The sequence below is a fragment of the Pseudomonas sp. MF6396 genome (assembly GCF_002018915.1).
Lineage (GTDB): Bacteria > Pseudomonadota > Gammaproteobacteria > Pseudomonadales > Pseudomonadaceae > Aquipseudomonas > Aquipseudomonas palmensis.
In genome coordinates this window covers 69,898-92,424 of the sequence record NZ_MVOK01000011.1, presented here as the reverse complement: position 1 = coordinate 92,424, position 22,527 = coordinate 69,898, and the positions used below count along the sequence as shown (strand labels likewise).

The window sequence follows — 22,527 nt, the reverse complement described above, 5'->3', positions numbered from 1 at the left end:
TGGCGCCCGCCAGTCGCTTTCAATAGAAAATACTGATCGGATGACAAATAAATGAAAAATTATGAACATTCGAGCGGCCCCCGTTGCGAGGGCCGCGATGGCGCTACACCACGTCCAGGCGGATCTTGTGCTGGTTGAGCATCTGGGCGAGGGCGGCGACGGGGGGCTGGTCGGTCACCAGGCAGTCGATCAGGCTGATCGAGCCCAGGCGCACCATGGCGTTGCGCCCGAACTTGCTGGAGTCGGCGGCGAGGATCACCTGGCGCGCATTGGCGATGATGGCCTGGGACACGCGCACTTCCTGGTAATCGAAGTCGAGCAGGCTGCCGTCTTCATCGATGCCGCTGATGCCGACCAGGGCGAAGTCGACCTTGAACTGGTTGATGAAGTCGACGCTGGCCTGGCCGACCACACCGCCGTCGCGGCGCACGTTGCCGCCGGCCAGCAGTACTTCGAAATCGTCCTTGGCGCTGAGGATGGAGGCCACATGCAGGTTGTTGGTGATGATCTTCAGGTGGTTGTGGTTGAGCAGGGCGCGGGCGATGGACTCGGTGGTGGTGCCGATGTTGATGAACAGCGAGGCGTGATCGGGGATCTGCGCGGCGATGGCTTCGGCGATACGCTGCTTTTCGTCGCGCATCTGGTCGGCACGCATGGCGTAGGCGGTGTTCTCGATGCTCGAGTCATAGGCCGCGCCACCGTGATAGCGGCGCAGCAGGTTCACTTCGGCCAGCTGGTTGATGTCACGGCGGATGGTTTGCGGGGTTACAACGAACAGCTGCGCCATTTCCTCGATACTGACATAGCCGCGTTCGCGGACCAGCTCGAGAATTTGTTGTTGGCGAGGGGGCAGATTCATGGGCGGTCCTTTTGGGCTGCCGGGCAAATCTGCATGATGCCGCAGGATGGGGGCGGGGGCCAGCGCGGGGCTGGCTGAAACGATCCTGTGGGCGCCTCGCCAGCAAGGCTGGCGCCTACAGTGTAGGAGTCAGCCTTGCTGGCGAAGAAGCCTGCGCAGGTTTTATTCCTCGTGCGGTTCCCAGTCGCGGGTACGGTCCACTGCCTTCAGCCAGCCGGCGTACAGCTTCTCTTTCTGCGCCTCCTCCAACTGCGGAGTGAACTCGCGCTCGATGATGGCCTTGCCGCGCAGCTCGTCCAGCCCGCTCCAGAAGCCACATGCCAGGCCGGCCAGGTAGGCGGCGCCGAGCGCAGTGGTTTCGCGCATCTGCGGGCGTTCCACGCAGGTGCCGAGAATGTCGGCCTGGAACTGCATCAGGAAGTTGTTGGCCACCGCGCCACCGTCCACCCGCAGTGCGCTCAGGCGCTCGCCGCAATCCTGCTGCATGGCGTCGAGCACGTCGCGGGTCTGATAGGCGATCGACTCCAGCGCGGCGCGGATGATGTGGTCGACCTTGACCCCGCGGGTCAGGCCGAACAGGGCGCCGCGCGCGTACGGGTCCCAGTACGGCGCACCCAGGCCGGTGAATGCCGGCACCAGGTACACGCCGTTGCTGTCCTTGACCTTGCTGGCGAAGTACTCGGTGTCGTGGGCGTCGTTGACGATCTTCAGCTCGTCACGCAGCCACTGCACGGTCGAGCCGCCGTTGAACACCGCGCCTTCCAGGGCATAGGCCACTTCGCCGCGCGGGCCGCAGGCAATGGTGGTGAGCAGGCCATGGGACGACTGCACGGCCTTGTCGCCGGTGTTCATCAGCAGGAAGCAGCCGGTGCCATAGGTGTTCTTGGCCTGGCCCGGCTCCACGCACATCTGGCCGAACAGCGCAGCCTGCTGGTCGCCGGCGATGCCGGCAATGGCGATGCCGCTCTTGGTGTGGCCGTACACCTCTGACGACGAGCGTACCTGGGGCAGCATCTGCTTCGGGATGCCCAGCACCTGCAGCATCTTCTCGTCCCATTCCAGGGTGTGGATGTTGAACATCAGGGTGCGCGAGGCGTTGGTGTAGTCGGTGACATGCACCTTGCCGCCGGAGAACTTCCAGATCAGCCAGGTATCCACGGTGCCGAACAGCAGCTCGCCGCGTTCGGCGCGTTCACGCACGCCGTCGACGTTGTCCAGGATCCACTTGAGCTTGGTGCCCGAGAAGTACGGGTCGGTGACCAGGCCGGTGGTTTCGCGAATGTAGTCCGCGTGGCCGTCACGCTTGAGCTGCTCGCAGATCTCGGTGCTGCGTCGGCACTGCCAGACGATGGCGTTGTACACCGGGCGACCGGTTTCGCGGTCCCACACCACGGTGGTCTCGCGCTGGTTGGTGATGCCGATGGCCGCCACCTGGTCGTGGCTCAGGCCCGCCTGGGCCAGTGCTTCGACCATGGTCGCGCTCTGGGTGGCGAAGATCTCCATCGGGTCGTGCTCGACCCAGCCGGCCTGTGGGTAATGCTGGGCGAACTCGCGCTGCGAGGTGCCGACCACGTTGGCGTCACGGTCGAAGATGATCGCGCGTGAACTGGTCGTGCCCTGGTCCAGGGCAATGATGTAGTGCTTGTTCGGGGTGTCGGTCATGGTGTGGGCCTTGCACTCGAAAAGGTGGAAGTCGGGGCAGGGCGAGCCTGGCTCGCCGGTTCGGCATCAGGAGGCCTGGGTCTTGCCCCGAGCGTTGTCGTCGGTCTGGGCGTTCGCGCCGTCTGCCGTGGGCAGGTTGCGCGCGATCACGCCGCGATACAGGGCGGCACCCACGCTTGCACCTATGATCGGCGCAATGATGGGAACCAGGAAATAGGGAATGTCACGTGCGCCAGTAAAGGCCACGTTGCCCCAGCCGGCCAGGAAGGTCATGAGCTTGGGGCCGAAGTCGCGCGCCGGGTTCATCGCAAAGCCGGTCAGCGGGCCCATGGCACTGCCGATCACCGCGATCAGCAGGCCGATCAGCAGTGGTGCCAGTGCGCCGCGGGGCAGGCCGTTGCTGTCGTCGGCAAGGGCCATGATCACCGCCATCAGGATGGCCGTGATCACGGCCTCCACCAGAAATGCCGGGCCGGTGGACAGCAACGGGTGCGGATAGGTGGAGAACACCGAGGCCAGCTCCAGGCTGGCGGTGCTGCCGCGCACCATGGCGTGGGTCTGTTCGTAATCGAAGAACAGGTTGCTGTACAGGGTGTACACCAGCGCCGCGCCGCAGAAGGCACCGGCCACCTGGGCGACGATGTAGAACGGCAGCTTGCGCTTTTCGAAGCCGCTGAACAGGCTCAGGGCGATGCTCACGGCCGGGTTCAGGTGCGCACCCGACACCCCGGCGGTGAAGTAGATCGCCATGCTGACCCCCACGCCCCAGATGATGCTGATTTCCCACAGGCCGAAGCTGGCGCCCGCGACCTTGAGTGCCGCGACGCAGCCGGTACCGAAAAAGATGAGCAATGCGGTGCCGAGGAATTCGGCCATGCATTGGGCAGACAGCGTTGGTTGTCGTAGAGCAGTCGTCATTCGTGACCTCGGTTCTTGTTGTTGTGAGGCGCGTGTGCGCTCGACAAAAACCCGAGCAGAATCCCCATTCTGGTCGGGTTGACGGCAGAACTGCACGGTATTGGGGCAGTTCGATATTCAGAATCGAAAAAATATAGACAAGAAACGCTGATGTCAAAGGTCGAAAGTGAACTGCCATTCATATTCTGACTGCCGGTGGCTCAGGTGGAGTCGGTGGCAACCGGGCGGGTAATGGTTGGCTCCGGCGTTTTGCCCTAAAGTAGCCAGCGACTGGAGACCGATCACCCTGCCTGGAGCCCTGCATGACCCCCGCCCTGGATTTGCTCAAGAAAGCCCGCGCCGAACACCGCATCCACAGTTATGAACACGACCCCAAGGCGGCTTCCTACGGCCTGGAAGCCGCCGAGAAGCTCAATCTTGAGCCAGCGCGGGTGTTCAAGACGCTGCTGGCCAGCACCGAGAAGGGCGAGTTGCTGGTGGCGGTGGTGCCGGTGGTGGGCAGCCTGGACCTCAAGGCCCTGGCCCATGCGGCGGGCGCAAAGAAGTGCGAAATGGCCGACCCGATGGCCGCACAGCGTTCCACCGGGTACCTGGTGGGCGGGATCAGTCCACTGGGGCAGAAGAAGCGCCTGCGCACCTTCATCGATGCTTCGGCGCAGCAGTTCGAAACCATTCATGTCAGCGCCGGGCGGCGCGGGCTGGAGGTGGAACTGGCGGCGGCGGTGCTGGCCGAGCACACCCGGGGCAGCTTTGCGGCGATCGGCCGCGAGTAGCATCTGTATCCTCCAAATCCGGCCATTCTGTATATGGAAGCGCGAGCGCCCGGGCAGGCATGCTCGCTGCCTTCCCATGCAGGAGCCAACCCATGCAGCTTGAATTTCACCAGGTCGATGCCTTCAGTTCCCAACCCTTCAGCGGCAACCCGGCGATGGTGTATCGCCTGGAGCAATGGCTGTCCGATGAACTGATGCAAAAGATTGCGGCCGAGCACAACCTGGCCGAAACCGCATTCGTCGTGCGCGAGGCGCAGCGCTGGCGCATCCGCTGGTTCACGCCCTCCACCGAAGTGCCGCTGTGCGGGCATGCGACCCTGGCCAGCGCGCATGTGCTGTTCGAGGTGTATGGGGAAGATGCCGAGCGCCTGGCGTTCGACAGCCGTTCGGGGCCGCTGACCGTGAGCCGCGAGGCGGGGCGCCTGGTGCTGGACTTCCCGCGCTACGACCCGCAGCCGCTGGCCGAGCTGCCGCCGGTGGCGCAGGCGCTGGGGTGCCCGGTGGTCGAGGTGTGGCAGACCAATGAACTGTTCGTGGTGCTCGAAAGCGAACAGGCGGTGCGGGATTGTCGCCCTGACATGGCGGCGCTGGTGCCGTTGCCGGGGCTGGGCGTGATTGTCACGGCGCCAGGGCGCGAGCATGATTTTGTGTCGCGCTATTTTGCGCCGGGGATCGGTATCCCTGAAGACCCGGTGACCGGCTCCACGCACTGCTCGCTGATCCCTTACTGGGCGCAGCGCCTGGGCAAGGATGAGCTGCACGCGGTGCAGTGTTCCGCGCGGGGCGGGGAGCTGTTCTGCCGCCTGGAGGGGGCGCGGGTGAAGATTGGCGGGTATGCGACGCGGGTGGCGAGCGGGACGTTGTTCCTCTAGCGGCCCTTTTCGCCAGCAAGGCTGGCTCCTACAGTAGGCCAGGCAATTTCCTGTAGGAGCCAGCCTTGCTGGCGAAGCGTTATCAGAGCGCCGCGCTGTAGCGTCGCACGCCGTTCTCCGCCACCGGCAGTTGTGCCGGCACCGTGCCGGCCACCGGGAACAGCACCAGGTGGTCCGCCGCCACTTCAATGCCCACCTCGCCGCCGACCTGATGGTCGATATGGCTCGGGAAGATCGCTTCGAGCTGGCTGCCGGTACCCAGTTGCAGGCGGTACAGGGTGGACGCACCGAGGAAGCTCTTGCCGACGATGCTTGCCTTCAAGGCACTGTGGGGCGCATGCACGATGTCGTCCGGGCGCAGCAGCACATCCACCGCGCTGCCCTGGGGCAGGGTGTAGGCCCGATTGCCGCGCAGCTCGCCCAGTTCGGTCTGCACCGATTCGGGGCTGGTCAGCTGGCCACGGATGAAATAGCCCTGGCCGATAAAGCTGGCCACGAACGGTGTGAACGGTTCGTGGTAGAGGTTGTACGGGGTGTCCCACTGCTCCAGGCGGCCTTCCTTGAACACGCCCACATGGTCGCTGACGGCAAAGGCCTCTTCCTGGTCATGGGTGACCAGGATCGCGCTCGTGCCGCGACTCTTGAGGATGTCACGCACCTCATGACTGAGGCGTCGGCGCAGTTCCACGTCGAGGTTGGAGAACGGCTCGTCCAGCAGCAGCAGTTGCGGCTCGGGTGCCAGGGCACGGGCCAGGGCCACACGCTGTTGCTGGCCGCCGGACAGCTCGTGCGGGTAGCGCCCGCCAAGCTTGTCCAGCTTCACCAGCTCGAGCATTTCATCGACCACCTGGCGCTGGCGCGGGTGCTTGCCGATGCCGAACGCGATGTTCTCGGCCACGGTCAGGTGCGGGAACAGCGCGTAGTCCTGAAACACCATGCCGATGCGGCGCTTCTCCGGGGCCAGGGTGAAGCCGGCCTTGGAGATGACTTCGCCCGCCAGGCTGATCTCGCCCTCGTGCACCGGCTCGAAACCGGCGATGGCGCGCAGCGTGGTGGTCTTGCCGCACCCCGAGGAACCCAGCAGGCAACCGATGTCGCCGGCGTTGAGGTGCAGGTTGAGGTTCTGGACGATGCGCTGCTCGCCATAGCCGCAGGCGAGGTCGCGCAGGTTAAGCAGTAGAGGTTGACTCATGCGTGGTGATAGGCCGGTTCGACAAGATATTCGAGAAGCGCCTTCTGTGCATGCAAGCGGTTTTCGGCCTGGTCCCAGGCGACCGAACGGGGGTCGTCGAGCAGGTCCAGGCTGATTTCCTCGCCACGGTGGGCGGGCAGGCAGTGCATGAACAGGGCATCCGCAGCCGCCAGGTCGAGCAGTTCGCGGTTGACCTGGTAAGGCGCAAACAGCGCCAGGCGCCGTGCAGTTTCCTCCTCCTGGCCCATGGAAGTCCAGACATCGGTGCTCACCAGGTGTGCACCGCGCACGGCGTCCTTGGGGTCGCGCACGATCTGCACGCGCTCGCCGGCCTGGGCCACGAACGCCGGGTTGGGCTCATAGCCCTCAGGGCAGGCGATGCGCAGCTGGAAGTCGAACTGGATGGCCGCTTCTATATAGCTGTTGCACATGTTGTTGCCATCGCCCACCCAGGCCACGGTCTTGCCCTGAATCGAGCCGCGGTGTTCGAGGAAGGTCTGCATGTCGGCCAGCAGCTGGCACGGGTGCAGGTCGTCGGACAGGCCGTTGATCACCGGTACCCGCGAATTGGCGGCGAACTCGGTGAGCGTGCTGTGGGCAAATGTACGGATCATCACCGCGTCGAGCATGCGCGACATGACGATGGCGCAGTCACCGATCGGCTCGCCACGGCCCAGCTGGGTGTCGCGTGGCGACAGGAAGATGGCCTGGCCACCGAGCTGGATCATGCCGGCTTCGAACGACAGCCGGGTACGCGTGGACGACTTTTCGAAAATCATGCCCAGCACGCGGTTTTTCAGGGGTTCGAAGAGTACGCCGCGGTTACGCAGGTCCTTCAGCTCGATCCCTCGGCGGATCACACTGACCAGTTCTTCGGCGGTGAAATCCATCAGGGAGAGAAAGTGCCTAGCGCTCATCATTGACTACCTTTTTGCAACAGACCGCAGATCATCAAAAGCCGGTTTTCGAAAACAACGGAAGTGACCTGCGGCGAAAGCCGCACGGGGCGACGAAATAGGGAAAGGCGCAATACTATAATTAAATGTCGCGTCTTACCAAGTGGGGGCTGCGAACTCGACGTTGCCGAATGTGTTGCAAGCCGTTGGGTGACGCTTTTTATTGGGCCGGACAGGCTTTGTACACTGCCCGCCGAGGCCTTTGCAACGCATGCGCGGTACAGGTGCCAGCGCGCCGCGACCATCGCCTTGCCTGATGCCGGGCGATTCACGCCACGAACGTCACTGGCGAGGGGGGCGGGGCAGGGCCATAGTCGAGGTCGCTAATCAGACCTACAACAAGAGGCGGCCATGAGCAAAAGCGTGCATCACCGTGCCTGTCATCTGTGCGAAGCCATCTGCGGCCTGACCCTGGAAGTGGCCCATGAGCCTGGGCAGGCGCCGCGCATCACGTCGATCAAGGGCGATGCGCTGGACACCTTCAGCCGTGGCCATATCTGTCCCAAGGCCGTTGCGTTGCAGGACATCCAGAACGATCCGGACCGCCTGCGTACTCCCATGCGCCGCATCGGCGAGCAATGGCAGGCCATCGGCTGGGACGAGGCGTTCGCGCTGGCCGCCCGGAAGCTCTGGGCCCTGCAGCAGCGCCATGGTCAGAACGCGGTGGCGGTGTACCAGGGCAACCCCAGCGTGCACAACTACGGCCTGATGACCCACAGCAACTATTTCCTGGGCCTGCTCAAGACGCGCAACCGCTTTTCCGCGACCTCGGTCGACCAGTTGCCGCAGCAACTGACCAGCTACCTGATGTACGGCCATGGCCTGCTGTTACCGATTGCGGACATCGACCATACCGACTTCATGCTGATTCTGGGCGGCAACCCCTTGGCTTCCAACGGCAGCATCATGACCGTGCCCGATGTCGAAAAGCGCCTCAAGGCCCTGCAGGCACGGGGCGGCAAGCTGGTGGTGGTCGACCCGCGGCGCAGCGAGACCGCGGCCATGGCCGACCAACACCTGTTCGTGCGCCCAGGCGCTGATGCGGCGCTGCTGTGCGGGCTGCTCAACACCCTGTTCGAGGAAGGCCTGAGCCGTACCACGCACCTGCCGGTGGCCGGGCTGGACGCGGTGCGCGAGGCAATCGCGCCGTTCACAGCCGAAGCCATGGGCCCGCGCTGTGGTATCGAGGCCGCGCAGATCCGCCAGTTGGCCCGCGACTTCGCCGCCGCCGACAAGGCCGTGTGCTATGGGCGCATGGGCATCTCGACCCAGGCTTTCGGCACCCTGTGCCATTGGCTGGTGCAGATGATCAACCTGGTCAGTGGCAATCTGGATCGGGTCGGCGGCGCCTTGTGCACCCAGCCGGCAGTGGACCTGGTGGCCAGTACCAGCGGCGGGCATTTCAACGCCTGGCAGAGCCGTGTGTCGGGCCTGCCCGAGTACGCAGGCGAGCTGCCGGTGGCGGCACTGGCCGAAGAGATGCTGTGCGAGGGCGAAGGGCAGGTGCGCGCACTCGTCACCGTGGCCGGCAACCCGGTGCTCTCCACGCCCAATGGGCGGCAGCTGGAGCAGGCGCTGCAAGGGCTTGAGTTCATGCTCAGCATCGACCTGTACATCAACGAGACCACGCGCCATGCCGACCTGATCCTGCCGTCCACCTCGGCGCTGGAGAACGATCACTACGACACCACCTTCAACCTGCTGGCGGTGCGCAACGTCAGCCGCTTCAACCGGGCGATCCTGCCCAAGCCCGAAGGCGCGCTGCACGACTGGGAGATCTTCGTCGGCCTGGCCAAGGCCTTCGCGGTACTGGCCGACAAGCCGCTCAAACCGACTCTGACACCCGCGCAGATGATCGACCTGGGCTTGCGCGGCGGGCCCCATGGCCAGGGCAGCGCGTTCGACCTGTCGCTGCACACCCTCGAGCGCTATCCCCACGGTATCGACCTGGGGCCGTTGCAGCCCAACCTCGGTGCACGGCTGAAAACTGCCAGCCAGTGTGTCGAGGCCGCGCCCGGGGTGATCCTGGCCGACCTTCAGCGCTTCGCCGCGCAAGCTTTGCCCCACGCCACGCAACTGGTGCTGATCGGGCGTCGGCATGTGCGCAGCAACAACTCCTGGATGCACAACTACCATCGCCTGGTGAAGGGCAAGCCGCGCCACCAGTTGCTGATGCATCCCGACGACCTGGCCGGCCGGCAGTTGCAGGACGGCCAGCGGGTGCGCGTCAGCTCGCGCGTGGGCAGCATCGAGGTGGAGGTGCTCGCCAGCACCGATATGATGCCCGGCGTGGTCAGCCTGCCACACGGCTTCGGCCACGGGCGGCCAGGCATGCGCCTGGGCATCGCTCAGGCGCAAGCAGGGGCCAGTGCCAACGATCTGACCGACGAGCGTCAGCGCGACGCGGTATCGGGCAATGCGGCGCTCAACGGGGTGGTGGTAGAGGTGGTTGCGGCCTGATATCGGCAAGGCCGAGCGTCACGCTCGGCTTTCCGATACAATGCGTCACCGTGCCGACAACCAGGTCGGAAAGTTCAGCCGCGAGGTGCTTCATGGATATTATCGAAACAATCAAAGAGCAGATTGCCAACAACACCATTCTGCTTTACATGAAAGGCTCGCCGAATGCCCCGCAGTGCGGCTTTTCGGCCAAGGCGGCGCAAGCCGTGATGGGTTGTGGCGAGAAGTTCGCTTACGTGGATATCCTGCAGAACCCGGAAATCCGCGCCAACCTGCCCAAGTACGCCAACTGGCCGACCTTCCCGCAACTGTGGGTGGGCGGTGAGCTGGTCGGCGGCAGCGATATCATGGCCGAGATGTTTGCCAACGGCGAGCTGCAGACCCTGATCAAGGACGCCGCTGCCAAGGCCGAGGCGGCCAAGGCCTGAATCCGGTTCTGCACTGAAGAGCCCCGCATCTGCGGGGCTTTTTTGTGCCTGCCTGGGCCCGGTGGCCGGCAAGGCCGGTTACCCCAGGCGAAAAAAAGCCCCGCGCAGGCGGGGCTTTGGTTGCAGCCGGTTGGGCGTGATTACTCGCCCATCTGCGACTGCAGGTAGTTTTCCAGGCTGACCTTGTCGATCAGGCTCAACTGGGTTTCCAGCCAGTCGATATGCTCTTCCTCGGCCTCGAGGATGTCTTCGAGCAGTTCGCGGCTGCCGAAGTCGCCCACGGTCTCGCAATGCGCAATCGCCGCCTTCAGGTCGATCAGGCCTTTCTGCTCCAGGCGCAGGTCGCACTCAAGCATTTCCTTGGTGTGTTCGCCAATCAGCAGCTTGCCCAGGTCCTGGACGTTGGGAATACCTTCGAGAAACAGGATGCGCTTGATCAGTTTGTCAGCGTGTTTCATCTCGTCGATGGATTCTTTGTATTCGTGCTTGCCGAGCTTTTCCAGACCCCAGTCTTCGTACATGCGCGCATGCAGGAAGTATTGGTTGATTGCGACCAGCTCGTTTCCGAGGATCTTGTTGAGATGCTGGATGACGCTAACGTCGCCTTTCATGATGGGGTCCTGCCCTGCGTAAGTGTGTCGATAAGCACGAGTCTGAGCCCGACAACTTCCAGTGTCAAACCTAAGTTATTGAATAATAAATGAAAATTAATCGGAATAAGAATGTTTGTGTTCCGCGTTTTAAGCCTAACTACTTGAATTGCAGGCATAAAAAAACCGGACACGAGGTCCGGTTCTTCAAATTCGCTGTTTTCAGGCTGCGGTAAATTCTACCGGATAAGGCAGGGCGGCCTGGCTGACCTGCAGTTTGGTCAGGGTTTCACGTACCACTTCCTTGGCCAGGCAGGCACATTTGCCGCACTGGGTGCCCACGTTGGTGGCGGCACGGACTTCCTTGTAGCTGCAGCATCCTTCGTAAATCGCATCGCGGATCTGTCCGTCGGTAACACCAACACAAAGACACACATACATAAGGGAGACCATCGCTGGTAAAGGCTTGATGTCGGGGAGCTTAATGCTAATGAGAATGCTTGTCAAAGTACCTTGTGCAGAGGCCCGTTCCAGAGCGACCGGCGGTCAGTCTGGCAGTGGGCTGGCATTCGCTCGGCGCACGGCGTCGGTCGGTGTATGATGGTCAGTTCTTGTGTCATGCCAGCGGACCTGCGGGTCGGCTGCGCAAACCATTCAATACCATCAGGAGATATCGAATGAGCGTGCTCGTAGGCAAAAACGCCCCGGACTTCACCGTACCTGCAGTACTGGGCAACGGCGAGATCGTCGACAGCTTCAACCTGGCTTCGGCTATCAAGGGCAAGTACGGCCTGGTGTTCTTCTACCCACTGGACTTCACCTTCGTCTGCCCGTCCGAGCTGATCGCCCTGGATCACCGCATGGACGACTTCAAGGCGCGCAACGTTGAAGTGATCGCCGTTTCGATCGACTCGCACTTCACCCACAACGCCTGGCGCAACACCCCGATCAACGCCGGCGGTATCGGCCCGGTCAAATACATCATGGCTGCCGACCTCAAGCACGAAATCGCCCAGGCCTACGACGTCGAGTCCGAAGGCGGCGTGGCCTTCCGTGGCGCGTTCCTGATCGATGACAAGGGTGTTGTCCGTTCGCAGATCGTCAACGACCTGCCGTTGGGCCGCAACATGGAAGAGCTGATCCGTCTGGTCGACGCGCTGCAATTCCACGAAGAGCACGGCGAAGTCTGCCCTGCCAACTGGAAAAAAGGCGACAAGGGCATGACCGCTTCGCCAGAAGGCGTTGCTGCCTACCTGAGCGAGAATGCTGGCAAGCTGTAAGCGCCACGCATGAAAAAACCGGCCCTGGTGGCCGGTTTTTTTATGCCTGTTCGCCAGCAAGGCTGGCTCCTGCGTCGCGTGGCGTCTGCAGGCGCCGGCCGGCGAAGCGGTCAGTCGCGAAAGTCCTGCCAGCCGCCCATTTCCTTCCAGCGATTGACGATGCCGCAGAACAGCTCGGCCGTCTTCTCGGTGTCGTAGCGCGCCGAGTGTGCCTCCCGCCCGTCAAAGTCGATGTCGGCACTCTGGCAGGCCCGCGCCAGCACGGTCTGACCATAGGCCAGGCCAGCCAGGGTGGCGGTGTCGAAGCTGGAGAACGGGTGGAAGGGGTTGCGCTTCATGTCGTGGCGCGCCACGGCCGCGTTGAGGAAGCCCAGGTCGAAACTGCTGTTGTGCCCCACCAGGATCGCGCGCTTGCAGCCATTGGCCTTGAGGGCCTTGCGCACGCCGCGGAAGATGTCGGTCAGCGCCGACTCTTCGCTGACCGCCATGCGCAGCGGGTGATCGAGCTTGATGCCGGTGAAGTCCAGGGCCGCCTGTTCGATATTGGCGCCCTCGAAGGGTTCGACGCGGAAGAAATAGGTGTGCTCCGGGAACAGGAAGCCCTTTTCGTCCATGCCGATGGTGACTGCGGCTATTTCCAGCAGTGCATCGGTAGCGCAGTTGAAACCACCGGTTTCAACATCCACCACCACCGGCAGGTAGCCGCGAAAGCGCTCTGCCATCGGATGGCGCGAGCCGCCGCCTTGACCTTCCTGGTCGTCTTCGTAATCGTCGCTCACACAGTCTCCTCCAGCAGGCGCCAGCGCAGTTGCTCACCGGCGCGCAGCGGGATGACAGTCTGCTCGCCGAACGGCAGGCTGCCTGGGGCGGTCCAGCTTTCGCGGACCAGGGTAATGTGGTCGGTGTTCGCCGGCAGGCCGTAGAACGCCGGGCCATGCAGGCTGGCGAAACCTTCCAGCTTGTCCAGCGCGTTGCGCTGTTCGAACGCCTCGGCGTACAGCTCGATGGCGGCGAACGCGGTGTAGCAGCCGGCACAGCCGCAGGCGGCTTCCTTGGCATGCTGGGCGTGGGGCGCCGAATCGGTGCCGAGGAAGAACTTGCTGCTGCCGCTGGTGGCTGCGTCGAGCAGAGCCACCTGGTGGGTGTTGCGCTTGAGGATCGGCAGGCAGTAGAAGTGCGGGCGAATACCGCCCACCAGCATGTGGTTGCGGTTGTACAGCAGGTGCTGGGCGGTGATGGTCGCGCCGACGTTGGCCGGGGCCTCGTTGACGAACTGCACGGCTTCGGCAGTGGTGATGTGCTCGAACACCACTTTGAGCGTGGGGAAGCGCTCGACCACACGGCGCAGATGCTCGTCGATGAACAGCTTCTCGCGATCGAACACGTCGATCTCGGGGCGGGTCACTTCGCCGTGCACCAGAAGCGGCATGCCCACCTCGGCCATGGCTTCGAGCACCGGGAAAATCTTGTCGACGCTGGTCACGCCGGAGTCCGAGTTGGTGGTCGCGCCGGCCGGGTACATCTTGGCGGCATGCACGAATCCGCTGGCCTTGGCCGCGCGAATGTCCTCGGGCTGGGTGCGGTCGGTGAGGTACAGCACCATCAGCGGTTCGAAGCGGCTGCCGGCAGGGCGGGCGGCCAGGATGCGCTGGCGATAGGCGTCGGCTTCGGCAGTGTTGCGTACCGGCGGTACCAGGTTGGGCATGATGATGGCGCGGGCAAAGGTGCGCGCCACGTCGCCGACGGTATGGGGCAATACAGCGCCATCGCGAAGATGGATGTGCCAGTCGTCGGGACGCAGGAGGGTCAGGCGGTCGGACATTGGGGATTCCAGGCGGTTCGAACTCCCGGTGAATGCTACCGGAAAAGCCCGATCCGAGCACTCGCTATCAAGTTTTGCGCAGGGCGTCCGATAGCTTGCAGGTATGCCGTAAGAAATTTGTGGAGCCGCCCGTGCGCCAGCGTTACCTAGCCCTGCTCAGTATGTTTGCCAGCCTGCCGGCCGTGGCACTCACCTTCCAGACTCGCGTGGAGAACGTCGAGTGGAAGGTCGAGGGCGATCAGTTCGAATGCCGGCTGATCCAGCCGATCGCCGATTTCGGCAGCGGCGAGTTCGTGCGCCGCGCGGGCGAGCAGGCCACCTTCCAGCTGCGCTCCACCAGCAATGTGCTGGGCGCCGGCTCCGCGACCCTGCTGGCCGCCGCCGCACCGTGGCAGCCCGGGCGTGGCGACATCAACCTGGGCGCGGTGCGCATGGCGCGCAGCGGCGTGCTGTTCAACAGCTCCCAGGGCCAGGCCAGCCGGCTCATCAATGGCCTGCTGGACGGGCGCAGCACCGTGGTGCGCAACTACACCGGCGAAGCCGGGCGCAGCATGGAAGTGCGCGTGCTGCCGGTGAAGTTCAACCGTGCCTACGGTGACTACCAGGCCTGTGCGGCCAAGCTGCTGCCGATGAACTATGACCAGGTGCGCCAGGCACGCGTGGGCTTTCCGGGCGGCGGTATCGATCTGGATGCCGATGCACGTGCCCGCCTGGACGTGATCATCGACTTCCTCAAGGCCGACCCCACGGTCAACCACATCGAGCTCGATGGCCACTCCGACAACAGCGGCAACCGCCTGACCAACCGTGACCTCTCGCGTCGCCGCGCCCTGGCGGTGCAGGACTACCTCAAGGCCCATGGCATCCCCGAAGAGCAGATCACCGTGCGCTTTCATGGCGAGCGCTATCCGCTGGCGGCCAATACCAATGCCGCCAATCGGGCACGCAACCGCCGGGTGAACATCCAGCTCGACCGCGTCACCCCGGTCGAGAAGCCCGCAGAGGTTGCCCCGCACAAGCCTGCCGAACCGGCAGCGACCCCGCCTGCGCCGGCACCCACGCAGACGCCGGCCGCCCAGGCAGGCAAACCCGCCGCCTGATTCGACGGTGCGACCGCCGGTCGCGCCGACGACAATTTCTGTCGCTTTGTCGTCACAAGCTGTCGCCCCACTGTAAATTCTGCGGTAAGGCCGGTAGAATCACCGGCTTTCCGTACAACCCGTGGAGTGATGGCATGGCGGACGTAAAAAAGGTCGTACTGGCGTATTCCGGCGGCCTTGATACTTCGGTGATTCTCAAGTGGCTGCAAGATACCTACAACTGTGAAGTGGTGACGTTCACCGCCGATCTGGGGCAGGGCGAGGAGGTCGAACCGGCCCGCGCCAAGGCTCAGGCCATGGGTGTCAAAGAGATCTACATCGATGACCTGCGAGAAGAATTCGTCCGCGATTTCGTGTTCCCGATGTTCCGCGCCAACACCGTCTACGAAGGCGAGTACCTGCTGGGTACTTCCATCGCACGTCCGCTGATCGCCAAGCGTCTGATCGAGATCGCCAACGAAACCGGCGCCGACGCCATTTCCCATGGCGCCACCGGCAAGGGCAACGACCAGGTGCGTTTCGAGCTGGGTGCCTACGCGCTCAAGCCAGGCGTCAAGGTCATCGCCCCATGGCGCGAGTGGGACCTGCTCTCGCGCGAGAAGCTGATGGACTACGCCGAGAAGCACGGTATCCCGATCGAGCGTCACGGCAAGAAGAAGTCGCCGTACTCGATGGACGCCAACCTGCTGCACATCTCCTACGAGGGCGGCGTGCTGGAGGATACCTGGACCGAGCACGAAGAAGACATGTGGCGCTGGACCAAGTCGCCAGAAAACGCCCCTGACGTTCCGACCTACCTGGAACTGACCTACCGCAACGGCGACGTCGTGGCGCTGGACGGCGTCGAGATGACTCCGGCCACCGTCCTGGCCACCCTGAACCGCATCGGCGGCGAGAACGGCATCGGTCGCCTGGACATCGTCGAGAACCGCTATGTGGGCATGAAGTCCCGTGGCTGCTACGAAACCCCGGGCGGCACCATCATGCTGCGCGCGCACCGTGCGATCGAGTCCATCACCCTGGACCGCGAAGTGGCTCACCTCAAGGATGAGCTGATGGCCAAGTACGCCAGCCTGATCTACACCGGCTACTGGTGGAGCCCTGAGCGTCTGATGCTGCAACAGATGATCGATGCTTCGCAGTTGAACGTGAACGGTGTGGTTCGCCTGAAGCTGTACAAGGGCAACGTGATCGTCACCGGTCGCAAGTCTGACGATTCGCTGTTCGATGCCAACATCGCCACCTTCGAAGAAGACGGCGGCGCCTACAACCAGGCCGACGCGGCGGGCTTCATCAAGCTCAACGCACTGCGCCTGCGCATTGCCGCGAACAAGGGCCGCTCACTGGTGTGAGGGGCGCTTGAACGAAAGGAACCCGGCCTGAGGCCGGGTTTTTTTATGCCTTCATTACGGTAGCTCGGCGCCCAGGGCATGGGTGGTCAGTGTGGTCTGCGTGCCGGTTTCAAGGTTGTGGATGACCAGCGTGCCCAGCCTGGGCTGTTGCGTGATGGCCTGAGTGACAAGGTATTCGATCAGCGATGTGCTGTGTGCACCGGAAATGACGATGGTCGAGATAGCGGGTGCCATGGCGTCGCAACCCAGGGGTGGGGCTTGTGTGGTCAATTGTGCAAAGGCAGAACGGGCAGGCGGCAGGTGACTTTCACGTTGTTCTGAAGTTGGCCAGTCTTTGGGTTCATCCGGAACTTCAGGCGTGTCCTCGTTGTACTCCGGGCAATACAGCGTCTTGCTGTTGAAGTTGAGCGTCAGGAAAAACAGGATTGTCAGAAAGGGTGGAAAGCCCACCAGAAACCACGTGTAGATACCCTGGCTGTCTTCGCCAAGAAAGGGCAGTGAGGCCAACGCAGAGGCTTCGATGATACCCGCGAAAATAGCAATGATCGTCAGTGGGCTTTTCGGTTCGACGTTGCTCATGTACGTGCCTGCTGCTCGGCGTGAGCGCTGTTTCGTGGGCGCAAGGGTCAGGGTTCGCATTGTTTTTGGAACCACTATGCGGCCTGGGTACTTCGGTGTTCAGGGGGTTATGGATCGTCCTCAGGAAATACTTCGGTGCAACTTCGACGCGATAAAACGCCGTGACGGGATTGATACCCGGGTTTGGCAAATATCACGGATATTTCCTGCGTGCGGGCGAGCGTTGTCATATGGAACGTGGCGAGAGTGCGGTGTTAGTGTTTGTTCGCACTGCATGCACGCCTCGAACGACGCAATGATTGTTTCTGCTTAACGCCTGCTATCAGGAAGTTTTGTAGGAATAATCTTCTATTTAGGTAGGTCTGGTCTTGTCGTGCAACTGTCAAGGAAGCTGCAATGCACTATGCCGGTTGACTAGGCTATTGTGCGGGCTCAAAAAATCGAACAGCGAAAATTGGATTTTGCCCATGAATAAAGTGCTGATCGTGGATGATCATCCGGTCATTCGCCTGGCTGTACGCATGCTGATGGAGCGGCATGGCTATGAAGTTGTCGCAGAGACCGACAACGGAGTGGACGCGCTGCAGCTGGTCAAGAAACACCTGCCCGATATCGTGATACTGGATATCGGCATGCCCAAGCTCGATGGGCTGGAGGTCATCGCAAGGTTGACCTCCAATGACGTGAACATAAAGGTACTGGTGCTGACCTCACAGGCACCTGGGCATTTTTCGATGCGGTGCATGCAGGCGGGCGCCGCGGGTTATGTCTGCAAGCAGCAGGACCTTACCGAGCTGCTCAGCGCCATCAAGGCGGTCCTCTCCGGTTACAGCTACTTCCCCAACCAGGCCCTGCACTCGGTGCGTTCGAACCTTGGCGGTTCCAGCGAAGCGGATATGGTCGAACGTCTGTCGGGGCGGGAGATGATGGTGCTGCAGCAACTGGCACGCGGCAAGACCAACAAGGAGATTGCCGACGGCATGTTTCTGAGCAACAAGACGGTGAGTACCTACAAGACGCGCCTGTTGCTCAAGCTCAATGCGCGCTCCCTGGTGGACCTTATCGAACTGGCCCAGCGTAACGGCCTGGTGTGAACCAGACCTTACCAGGGCGACTGCCTGGCCCCTGCATGCGCTAGAGACGGCCCGCCCGCGACCTGAAGTGGGCCGTCAAAGATCGAAGTCGTAATCGGCCAACTGCTTTTGCAGGCGGCGTTCTTCCAGCATGTTGTCGATGGTGCGACGCTTGCTGAGGTTGGTCTTCGCCGTTTCGGGCGGGCTTTCCGTTTCCTGTTCGTCTGCCGCGTCCGGCTCGACGTCGATATCCAGCTCTTCGTTATCGGTGCTCATAAGTCACTCCATGCCAAGAGGGCTATTGGCGCACCTTATAGCGATATTTTCAGAGCCGGTAAAAAAGATTTTTTCAATCGTGCGCAACCGATTCAACTATTTGTTCAATCGTCGGAGGTTTTTTGCGGGTACTCGCAAAGGTCCTCGATACGGCAGCTTCCACAGCGTGGCTTGCGCGCCTGGCATACATAGCGCCCATGCAGTATCAGCCAGTGGTGCGCATCCAGCAGATAGTCCTTGGGCACAAACTTCATCAATGCCTTTTCCACCTCCAGCACCGTCTTGCCGGGGGCGATACGGGTGCGGTTGCTGACCCGGAAGATATGCGTGTCCACCGCCATGGTCGGCTGGCGAAATGCGGTGTTGAGCACCACGTTGGCCGTCTTTCTGCCCACCCCGGGCAACGCTTCGAGGGCTTCGCGGGTTTGCGGCACTTCGCCGCCGTGGCGCTCGATCAGCAGGCGACAGGTTTCGATGACGTTCTTGGCCTTGCTGTTGTACAGGCCGATGGTCTTGATGTAGCTGGACAACCCTTCAACGCCCAGGTCGTAGATGGCCTGGGGCGTGTTGGCCACCGGGTACAGGCGTGCAGTGGCCTTGTTGACCCCCACGTCGGTGGATTGCGCCGAGAGGATGACCGCGATCAGCAGTTCGAAGGGGGTGGTGTAGGCCAGCTCGGTCTTCGGGTCCGGATTGTCTTCGTGCAGCCTGCGAAAGATTTCCAGGCGTTTGGCAGCATTCATGGGCTCAGAGGCTTCCTTGACGGCTAGAGGGGGCCGGCTTGCGCCGCACCCGGTTGAAAATGGCCAGTAGCAGGCCCAGCAGGATCAGTGCGCCCGGGGTCAGTTGGGCCAGGCGCAGCCCGGCAGAGCCCAGCAGTTCGCGGCACAGGCCCAGCAGCAGGTGCACTGTACACAAGCCGATGACCACCAGCAGGCCTTGCGCGACGCCGCGATGGCGCTCGAAGCACTGCTCCAGCAGCACGCATTGCAGTGCGATCAGCGCCGGGTAGATGCCCAGTTGCGCGTGAACCTCCAGGGCCCAGGCGCGCAGGCTCAGCTCCAGGCAGGTCACCAGCATCGCCGCCAGCAGCACGCTGACCAGCGTGGCCTGCAGCCCTTGCAGCAGCGGGCGCAAGGGCGTCATGCACAACCGGTGCAGGCACAGGCTCAACAGGCTGAACAACGCCAGCGCTGCGGCCTGGGCCAGGGTCTGGCTGGCGCCCAGCATCGGGGCCAAACTGAGGATGAGCAGGCTGCGGCTATTCATGTTCGCCGGTACCCAGCAGATAGAGGGAGTGTTCGTCGAAGTAGCGCAGGGCATCGTGCACCGCCTGGATCACTGCGCGGGAGGTCACGCTGGCGCCGGCCAGCTGGTCGAACTGGCCGGCATCGCGCTTGAGGGCCCAGGCTGGATCGGGGGTGTCCGCCAGCGTGCGGCCCTCGAACCCGCGTAGCCAGGTGTTGCCCGGTTCACTCAACTTGCCGCCAAGCCCTGGCGTTTCCTGGTGCTGCAGCACCCGGGTGGTCAGCAGGCGGCCGTGGCTGTCGATGGCGATCAGCAGGTCCAGTGGCCCCGCATAGCCCTGAACCCGGCTGTGCAGCACCACGGCGCTGGGCTGGCCGAGCAGGGTCGCGCGGTAGCCGGCCAGCAGGGTGCTATGGGCCAGGGTCGGTGCTGGCAGTGCGAGGGGGCGTTGCAGCGGCTGGTTGTCGTAGCGCTCTGCCGGCAGCACGCTCAGCAGGCTCCTGGCCTTGAGCTGCAGTTCAGCCTGGCTGATACGCGCGGCGTTCAACTGCGCCCAGCCAATGGCGCAGCCGATGGCCAGGCACGCCACGGCCGCCACCAGCAGCACTGCACGCGCCCGGGGGGTCATGCCGGCTGCCCTTGGCGCCGCGCGGCCCAGCGTTCGAGCGCCGGCACGCACAGGTTCATCAGCAGCACGGCGAACGCACTGCCGTCGGGATAGCTACCCCAGGTACGGATCAGATAGACCAGCACGCCCACCCCGGCGCCGAACAGCAGGCGTGCGCTGGCCGCCCTGGGGCCGCTGACCGGTTCGGTGACGATGAAGAACGCGACGAACAGGCTGGAGCCGGCCAGCAGGTGAAACAGCGGCGAGCCATTGGAGTCGGAGCCCGAGCCGTTCCAGCCCAGCAGGCTCATGATGAACAGGCTGCCCAGCATGGCCACCGGGGCATGCCAGCTGAACACCTTGCGCTGCAGCAACAAAAGGCCGCCGACCAGGAAGGCCAGGGCGACCCACTCGCTGCCCGCGCCGGCGAATCGGCCGAAGGCCGGGTGCTGGCCGAACAGTTCTTCGATGGTCAGGCTCTGGTTGTGGCGCACCACATCCAGCACCGTCGCCTGGGCCCAGGCGTCGGGTCGGACGGCCAAGCCGAACACCGCTTCGAGGCTGGTGCCCAGGTCCAGCGGTTGCGGCCCGGGCCACTGGGTCATCTGGGCCGGGAAGCTGACCAGAGCCACGGCATAGCCGAGCATGGCCGGGTTGAACGGATTCTTGCCAAGCCCGCCGTACACATGCTTGCCCAGGGCCAGGGCGCTTGCGCTGGCAATCACCGGCACCCACCAGGCGAGGTAGGCGGGCAGGGCGATGGCCAGTAGCGTGGCGCTGACCAGGGCGCTGCCATCGCCCAGTGCAGCACGCACCGGGCGGCGCTGGGCGCGCAGCAGCACCGCTTCGGTCGCCAGCGCCGCGGTGGTGGTCAGCAGCAGGTTGAGCAGGGTGCCCCAACCGTGCAGCCAGGTCAGTGCCAGCAAGCCGGGCAGGCACGCCAGCAGCACCAGGCGCAGGCTGGCGCGCAGGCGTTCGCCCGGGTCAGGCGCGGGCAGCATCGCTTACCGCCAGCAGTGATTCCAGGTGAGCCTGGGCCTGTTGCTGCGCTTGCTGCAGGTCAGCCAGTTGCGCTTGCTGCGCCGGGCTTGGCGAGTCGCCAAAGGCTGTGCGCGCCTTGGTCAGCTGGGCGCGACTCATGGCCGCGGCAATCTTGGCCTTTTTCAGCGCCGCATCGGCGGCTGCAGCCTTTTGCGCCTGCACCCGCGCAATCGCGGCCTTGATCGGGTCGTCGGCCGGCACCGCAGCCGCCGCGTTCGGGGCGGGCCGCTGGCTGCGCGCGATGCGTTCGGCCTGCTTGCGCGCCTCTTCGCGTTGCAGGCGCTGGGCACGCTGCTCGAAGCGATGGCGTGCATGGCTGCGCCGGGCGGCGCGGGCGAGCTGCTGTGGCCGGGTGTGCGCCAGGCCGCCGACGATCGGCACGATGGGGCTGTCGGCAGGCAGTGGCAGCAGGTCGATGCAGTCGACCGGGCAAGGCGCCACGCACAGGTCGCAGCCGGTGCATTCGGCGCTGATGACCGTGTGCATCAGCTTGGCGGCGCCGACGATGGCGTCCACCGGGCAGGCCTGGCTGCATTTGGTGCAACCGATACATTCGGCCTCGCGAATGAAGGCGACCTGGGCGGGCGCACTGCCGCGGTCGGTATCCAGGGCAATCACCGGCACCTGCAGCAGTGCGGCCAGTGCGGCAATGGTCTCGCTGCCGCCGGGTGGGCACTTGTTGATCGCCTCGCCCGCCGCCAGCCCCTGGGCGTAAGGCTGGCAGCCGGCATGACCGCACTTGCCGCATTGGGTCTGGGGCAGCAGGGCGTCGATGCGTTGAATCAGGCTCATGAGGTGAACAGTCCGTTGAAACCGAGAAAGGCCAGGGCCACGATCCCTGCGCCGATCAGCTCGATGGGCAGGCCGCGCAAGGCCACGGGGGCCGCGTCGCTGCGTTGGCGCAGGTCGTCGAACAGGCACAGCGCCAGCCAGAAGCCCAGGCCGCCGCCCAGGCTCAGGGCCAGGGTGGCGAACGGGTCGAGCGTGGCATCGCTGGCTTGCAGGGCAAGGCCCAGGACGGCGGCATTGCCCAGCAGCAAGGGTTTGAGGCCGGTGAACGGCCAGTGTGGCAGTTGGCGTTGCAACCGGTTCAGCACCGGCGCTGCCAGCAGAACGCACAGCGGCAGGAACACGAACAGGCGCAGGTACTCCAGTTGCAGCGGGCGCAACCCGTAGCGGTAAAGCAACTGCCCCGGTACGACCGCCAGCACCATCAGCACCAGCGTCGCCAACCCCAGTGCGAGCACCCGGCGACGTGACGCCGGCTCGACGGGCTGCAGCAGCGGGTCGAGCGCGAGGGCCTGGTGCAACACGAGGTTGTTGACCAGCGCAGCGCTGATAAGGGTAAGGAGCAATTCGGTCATGGGCGCGCCACAGGCAAGAGGCTGTGCGCCATTATCCGGCAATCACGGTGCAATGAGAACGCCCCGGCCGGTCAG

At 63.7% G+C, this 22,527-nt stretch carries 24 protein-coding genes and 1 pseudogene; 8 read left to right on the top strand and 17 right to left on the bottom strand.

Features of this window, described 5'->3' with window-relative positions; all coding sequences use genetic code 11:
• Nucleotides 1-103 precede the first annotated feature (103 nt).
• The 3 genes from MF6396_RS13460 to MF6396_RS13450 form a co-directional block, all read right to left on the bottom strand.
• On the bottom strand, nucleotides 104-859 hold the full coding sequence (locus MF6396_RS13460; protein ID WP_078480582.1) for a DeoR/GlpR family transcriptional regulator: 756 nt from the start codon (nucleotides 857-859) through the stop codon (nucleotides 104-106).
• 162 nt (nucleotides 860-1,021) lie between these two features.
• Nucleotides 1,022-2,521, bottom strand: coding sequence for a glycerol kinase GlpK (gene glpK / locus MF6396_RS13455; protein WP_043861984.1), 1,500 nt, complete (start codon nucleotides 2,519-2,521; stop codon nucleotides 1,022-1,024).
• Between the two features lie 66 nt (nucleotides 2,522-2,587).
• Nucleotides 2,588-3,439, bottom strand: a complete 852-nt coding sequence (locus MF6396_RS13450; protein WP_078480581.1) for an MIP/aquaporin family protein — start codon at nucleotides 3,437-3,439, stop codon at nucleotides 2,588-2,590.
• A 302-nt stretch (nucleotides 3,440-3,741) separates the two neighbouring features.
• On the opposite strand from MF6396_RS13450, the gene ybaK reads away from it, so the two are divergent.
• Both ybaK and MF6396_RS13440 read left to right on the top strand, forming a co-directional pair.
• Nucleotides 3,742-4,212: a Cys-tRNA(Pro) deacylase gene (gene ybaK, locus MF6396_RS13445; RefSeq protein WP_043861982.1), complete on the top strand. Its 471-nt coding sequence runs from the start codon at nucleotides 3,742-3,744 to the stop codon at nucleotides 4,210-4,212.
• Nucleotides 4,213-4,304: 92 nt separating this feature from the next.
• Nucleotides 4,305-5,084: a PhzF family phenazine biosynthesis protein gene (locus tag MF6396_RS13440; protein WP_078480579.1), complete on the top strand. Its 780-nt coding sequence runs from the start codon at nucleotides 4,305-4,307 to the stop codon at nucleotides 5,082-5,084.
• Between the two features lie 82 nt (nucleotides 5,085-5,166).
• On the opposite strand, the gene MF6396_RS13435 is transcribed toward MF6396_RS13440, so the two are convergent.
• The gene (locus tag MF6396_RS13435) at nucleotides 5,167-6,276 is read right to left on the bottom strand and encodes an ABC transporter ATP-binding protein (RefSeq protein ID WP_043861980.1); all 1,110 of its coding nucleotides are present in this window, start codon (nucleotides 6,274-6,276) and stop codon (nucleotides 5,167-5,169) included.
• Nucleotides 6,273-7,193 carry an ornithine carbamoyltransferase gene (gene argF, locus MF6396_RS13430; protein WP_043861979.1) on the bottom strand — a complete coding sequence of 307 codons (921 nt, stop codon included), beginning with the start codon at nucleotides 7,191-7,193 and terminating at the stop codon, nucleotides 6,273-6,275. The genes MF6396_RS13435 and argF overlap by 4 nt, the downstream gene beginning before the upstream one ends.
• Before the next feature lie 390 nt (nucleotides 7,194-7,583).
• Between argF and MF6396_RS13425 the strand changes: the two genes are divergently transcribed.
• Both MF6396_RS13425 and grxD read left to right on the top strand, forming a co-directional pair.
• Nucleotides 7,584-9,692, top strand: a complete 2,109-nt coding sequence (locus tag MF6396_RS13425; RefSeq protein WP_078480577.1) for a molybdopterin oxidoreductase family protein — start codon at nucleotides 7,584-7,586, stop codon at nucleotides 9,690-9,692.
• A 92-nt stretch (nucleotides 9,693-9,784) separates the two neighbouring features.
• The gene (grxD, locus tag MF6396_RS13420) at nucleotides 9,785-10,120 is read left to right on the top strand and encodes a Grx4 family monothiol glutaredoxin (RefSeq protein WP_038999109.1); all 336 of its coding nucleotides are present in this window, start codon (nucleotides 9,785-9,787) and stop codon (nucleotides 10,118-10,120) included.
• 140 nt (nucleotides 10,121-10,260) lie between these two features.
• Here grxD and bfr read toward each other — a convergent pair whose 3' ends face one another.
• On the bottom strand, nucleotides 10,261-10,731 hold the full coding sequence (bfr, locus tag MF6396_RS13415) for a bacterioferritin (protein WP_043861977.1): 471 nt from the start codon (nucleotides 10,729-10,731) through the stop codon (nucleotides 10,261-10,263).
• Between the two features lie 201 nt (nucleotides 10,732-10,932).
• Entirely contained in the window at nucleotides 10,933-11,151 is a 219-nt protein-coding gene (locus MF6396_RS13410; RefSeq protein WP_043861976.1) for a bacterioferritin-associated ferredoxin, read from the bottom strand.
• Between the two features lie 236 nt (nucleotides 11,152-11,387).
• Between MF6396_RS13410 and MF6396_RS13405 the strand changes: the two genes are divergently transcribed.
• Nucleotides 11,388-11,990 (top strand): peroxiredoxin, encoded by a 603-nt coding sequence (locus tag MF6396_RS13405; protein WP_043861975.1) that lies wholly within the window; start codon nucleotides 11,388-11,390, stop codon nucleotides 11,988-11,990.
• Nucleotides 11,991-12,100: 110 nt separating this feature from the next.
• On the opposite strand, the gene rnt is transcribed toward MF6396_RS13405, so the two are convergent.
• Nucleotides 12,101-12,712 (bottom strand): ribonuclease T, encoded by a 612-nt coding sequence (gene rnt, locus MF6396_RS13400; RefSeq protein WP_173925077.1) that lies wholly within the window; start codon nucleotides 12,710-12,712, stop codon nucleotides 12,101-12,103.
• Nucleotides 12,713-12,765: 53 nt separating this feature from the next.
• Nucleotides 12,766-13,812, bottom strand: a complete 1,047-nt coding sequence (gene pyrC, locus MF6396_RS13395; protein ID WP_043861973.1) for a dihydroorotase — start codon at nucleotides 13,810-13,812, stop codon at nucleotides 12,766-12,768.
• A gap of 131 nt (nucleotides 13,813-13,943) precedes the next feature.
• Here pyrC and MF6396_RS13390 point away from each other — a divergent pair, with 131 nt between their 5' ends.
• Both MF6396_RS13390 and MF6396_RS13385 read left to right on the top strand, forming a co-directional pair.
• Complete coding sequence (locus MF6396_RS13390; protein WP_043861972.1) at nucleotides 13,944-14,912, top strand: flagellar protein MotY; 969 nt, start codon at nucleotides 13,944-13,946, stop codon at nucleotides 14,910-14,912.
• Nucleotides 14,913-15,046: 134 nt separating this feature from the next.
• Nucleotides 15,047-16,264: an argininosuccinate synthase gene (locus tag MF6396_RS13385; RefSeq protein WP_043861971.1), complete on the top strand. Its 1,218-nt coding sequence runs from the start codon at nucleotides 15,047-15,049 to the stop codon at nucleotides 16,262-16,264.
• A gap of 54 nt (nucleotides 16,265-16,318) precedes the next feature.
• Here the strand turns inward: MF6396_RS13385 and MF6396_RS29035 are convergent, their stop codons facing one another.
• Nucleotides 16,319-16,843 carry a hypothetical protein gene (locus MF6396_RS29035; RefSeq protein WP_238596438.1) on the bottom strand — a complete coding sequence of 175 codons (525 nt, stop codon included), beginning with the start codon at nucleotides 16,841-16,843 and terminating at the stop codon, nucleotides 16,319-16,321.
• Nucleotides 16,844-17,310: 467 nt separating this feature from the next.
• On the opposite strand from MF6396_RS29035, the gene MF6396_RS13375 reads away from it, so the two are divergent.
• On the top strand, nucleotides 17,311-17,937 hold the full coding sequence (locus tag MF6396_RS13375; RefSeq protein WP_043861969.1) for a response regulator transcription factor: 627 nt from the start codon (nucleotides 17,311-17,313) through the stop codon (nucleotides 17,935-17,937).
• Nucleotides 17,938-18,012: 75 nt separating this feature from the next.
• On the opposite strand, the gene MF6396_RS13370 is transcribed toward MF6396_RS13375, so the two are convergent.
• The 7 genes and pseudogenes from MF6396_RS13370 to MF6396_RS13340 form a co-directional block, all read right to left on the bottom strand.
• Nucleotides 18,013-18,192, bottom strand: coding sequence for a PA3496 family putative envelope integrity protein (locus MF6396_RS13370; protein WP_078480576.1), 180 nt, complete (start codon nucleotides 18,190-18,192; stop codon nucleotides 18,013-18,015).
• Nucleotides 18,193-18,296: 104 nt separating this feature from the next.
• On the bottom strand, nucleotides 18,297-18,935 hold the full coding sequence (nth, locus tag MF6396_RS13365) for an endonuclease III (protein WP_043861967.1): 639 nt from the start codon (nucleotides 18,933-18,935) through the stop codon (nucleotides 18,297-18,299).
• Nucleotides 18,936-18,939: 4 nt separating this feature from the next.
• Complete coding sequence (locus MF6396_RS13360) at nucleotides 18,940-19,461, bottom strand: Rnf-Nqr domain containing protein (RefSeq protein WP_078480574.1); 522 nt, start codon at nucleotides 19,459-19,461, stop codon at nucleotides 18,940-18,942.
• Nucleotides 19,454-20,068, bottom strand: coding sequence for an RnfABCDGE type electron transport complex subunit G (locus MF6396_RS13355; RefSeq protein WP_078480573.1), 615 nt, complete (start codon nucleotides 20,066-20,068; stop codon nucleotides 19,454-19,456). Before MF6396_RS13355 ends, MF6396_RS13360 begins: the two co-directional genes overlap by 8 nt.
• Nucleotides 20,065-21,048, bottom strand: coding sequence for an RnfABCDGE type electron transport complex subunit D (locus tag MF6396_RS13350; RefSeq protein WP_078480571.1), 984 nt, complete (start codon nucleotides 21,046-21,048; stop codon nucleotides 20,065-20,067). The genes MF6396_RS13355 and MF6396_RS13350 overlap by 4 nt, the downstream gene beginning before the upstream one ends.
• 16 nt (nucleotides 21,049-21,064) lie before the next feature.
• A pseudogene (locus MF6396_RS13345) lies at nucleotides 21,065-21,880 on the bottom strand (RnfABCDGE type electron transport complex subunit B); the annotation flags it as partial.
• Nucleotides 21,877-22,452: an Rnf-Nqr domain containing protein gene (locus MF6396_RS13340; RefSeq protein WP_078480569.1), complete on the bottom strand. Its 576-nt coding sequence runs from the start codon at nucleotides 22,450-22,452 to the stop codon at nucleotides 21,877-21,879. The gene MF6396_RS13340 and the pseudogene MF6396_RS13345, both read right to left, overlap by 4 nt.
• Nucleotides 22,453-22,527 lie beyond the last annotated feature (75 nt).

Excerpts from the sequence above, each read along its gene's own strand:
- MF6396_RS13460 (WP_078480582.1), bottom strand. The coding sequence starts at position 859 with ATGAATCTGCCCCCTCGCCAACAACAAATTCTCGAGCTGGTCCGCGAA.
- glpK (WP_043861984.1), bottom strand. The coding sequence starts at position 2,521 with ATGACCGACACCCCGAACAAGCACTACATCATTGCCCTGGACCAGGGC.
- MF6396_RS13450 (WP_078480581.1), bottom strand. The coding sequence starts at position 3,439 with ATGACGACTGCTCTACGACAACCAACGCTGTCTGCCCAATGCATGGCC.
- ybaK (WP_043861982.1), top strand. The coding sequence starts at position 3,742 with ATGACCCCCGCCCTGGATTTGCTCAAGAAAGCCCGCGCCGAACACCGC.
- MF6396_RS13440 (WP_078480579.1), top strand. The coding sequence starts at position 4,305 with ATGCAGCTTGAATTTCACCAGGTCGATGCCTTCAGTTCCCAACCCTTC.
- MF6396_RS13435 (WP_043861980.1), bottom strand. The coding sequence starts at position 6,276 with ATGAGTCAACCTCTACTGCTTAACCTGCGCGACCTCGCCTGCGGCTAT.
- argF (WP_043861979.1), bottom strand. The coding sequence starts at position 7,193 with ATGAGCGCTAGGCACTTTCTCTCCCTGATGGATTTCACCGCCGAAGAA.
- MF6396_RS13425 (WP_078480577.1), top strand. The coding sequence starts at position 7,584 with ATGAGCAAAAGCGTGCATCACCGTGCCTGTCATCTGTGCGAAGCCATC.
- grxD (WP_038999109.1), top strand. The coding sequence starts at position 9,785 with ATGGATATTATCGAAACAATCAAAGAGCAGATTGCCAACAACACCATT.
- bfr (WP_043861977.1), bottom strand. The coding sequence starts at position 10,731 with ATGAAAGGCGACGTTAGCGTCATCCAGCATCTCAACAAGATCCTCGGA.
- MF6396_RS13410 (WP_043861976.1), bottom strand. The coding sequence starts at position 11,151 with ATGTATGTGTGTCTTTGTGTTGGTGTTACCGACGGACAGATCCGCGAT.
- MF6396_RS13405 (WP_043861975.1), top strand. The coding sequence starts at position 11,388 with ATGAGCGTGCTCGTAGGCAAAAACGCCCCGGACTTCACCGTACCTGCA.
- rnt (WP_173925077.1), bottom strand. The coding sequence starts at position 12,712 with ATGGCAGAGCGCTTTCGCGGCTACCTGCCGGTGGTGGTGGATGTTGAA.
- pyrC (WP_043861973.1), bottom strand. The coding sequence starts at position 13,812 with ATGTCCGACCGCCTGACCCTCCTGCGTCCCGACGACTGGCACATCCAT.
- MF6396_RS13385 (WP_043861971.1), top strand. The coding sequence starts at position 15,047 with ATGGCGGACGTAAAAAAGGTCGTACTGGCGTATTCCGGCGGCCTTGAT.
- MF6396_RS29035 (WP_238596438.1), bottom strand. The coding sequence starts at position 16,843 with ATGAGCAACGTCGAACCGAAAAGCCCACTGACGATCATTGCTATTTTC.
- MF6396_RS13375 (WP_043861969.1), top strand. The coding sequence starts at position 17,311 with ATGAATAAAGTGCTGATCGTGGATGATCATCCGGTCATTCGCCTGGCT.
- MF6396_RS13370 (WP_078480576.1), bottom strand. The coding sequence starts at position 18,192 with ATGAGCACCGATAACGAAGAGCTGGATATCGACGTCGAGCCGGACGCG.
- nth (WP_043861967.1), bottom strand. The coding sequence starts at position 18,935 with ATGAATGCTGCCAAACGCCTGGAAATCTTTCGCAGGCTGCACGAAGAC.
- MF6396_RS13360 (WP_078480574.1), bottom strand. The coding sequence starts at position 19,461 with ATGAATAGCCGCAGCCTGCTCATCCTCAGTTTGGCCCCGATGCTGGGC.
- MF6396_RS13355 (WP_078480573.1), bottom strand. The coding sequence starts at position 20,068 with ATGACCCCCCGGGCGCGTGCAGTGCTGCTGGTGGCGGCCGTGGCGTGC.
- MF6396_RS13350 (WP_078480571.1), bottom strand. The coding sequence starts at position 21,048 with ATGCTGCCCGCGCCTGACCCGGGCGAACGCCTGCGCGCCAGCCTGCGC.
- MF6396_RS13340 (WP_078480569.1), bottom strand. The coding sequence starts at position 22,452 with ATGACCGAATTGCTCCTTACCCTTATCAGCGCTGCGCTGGTCAACAAC.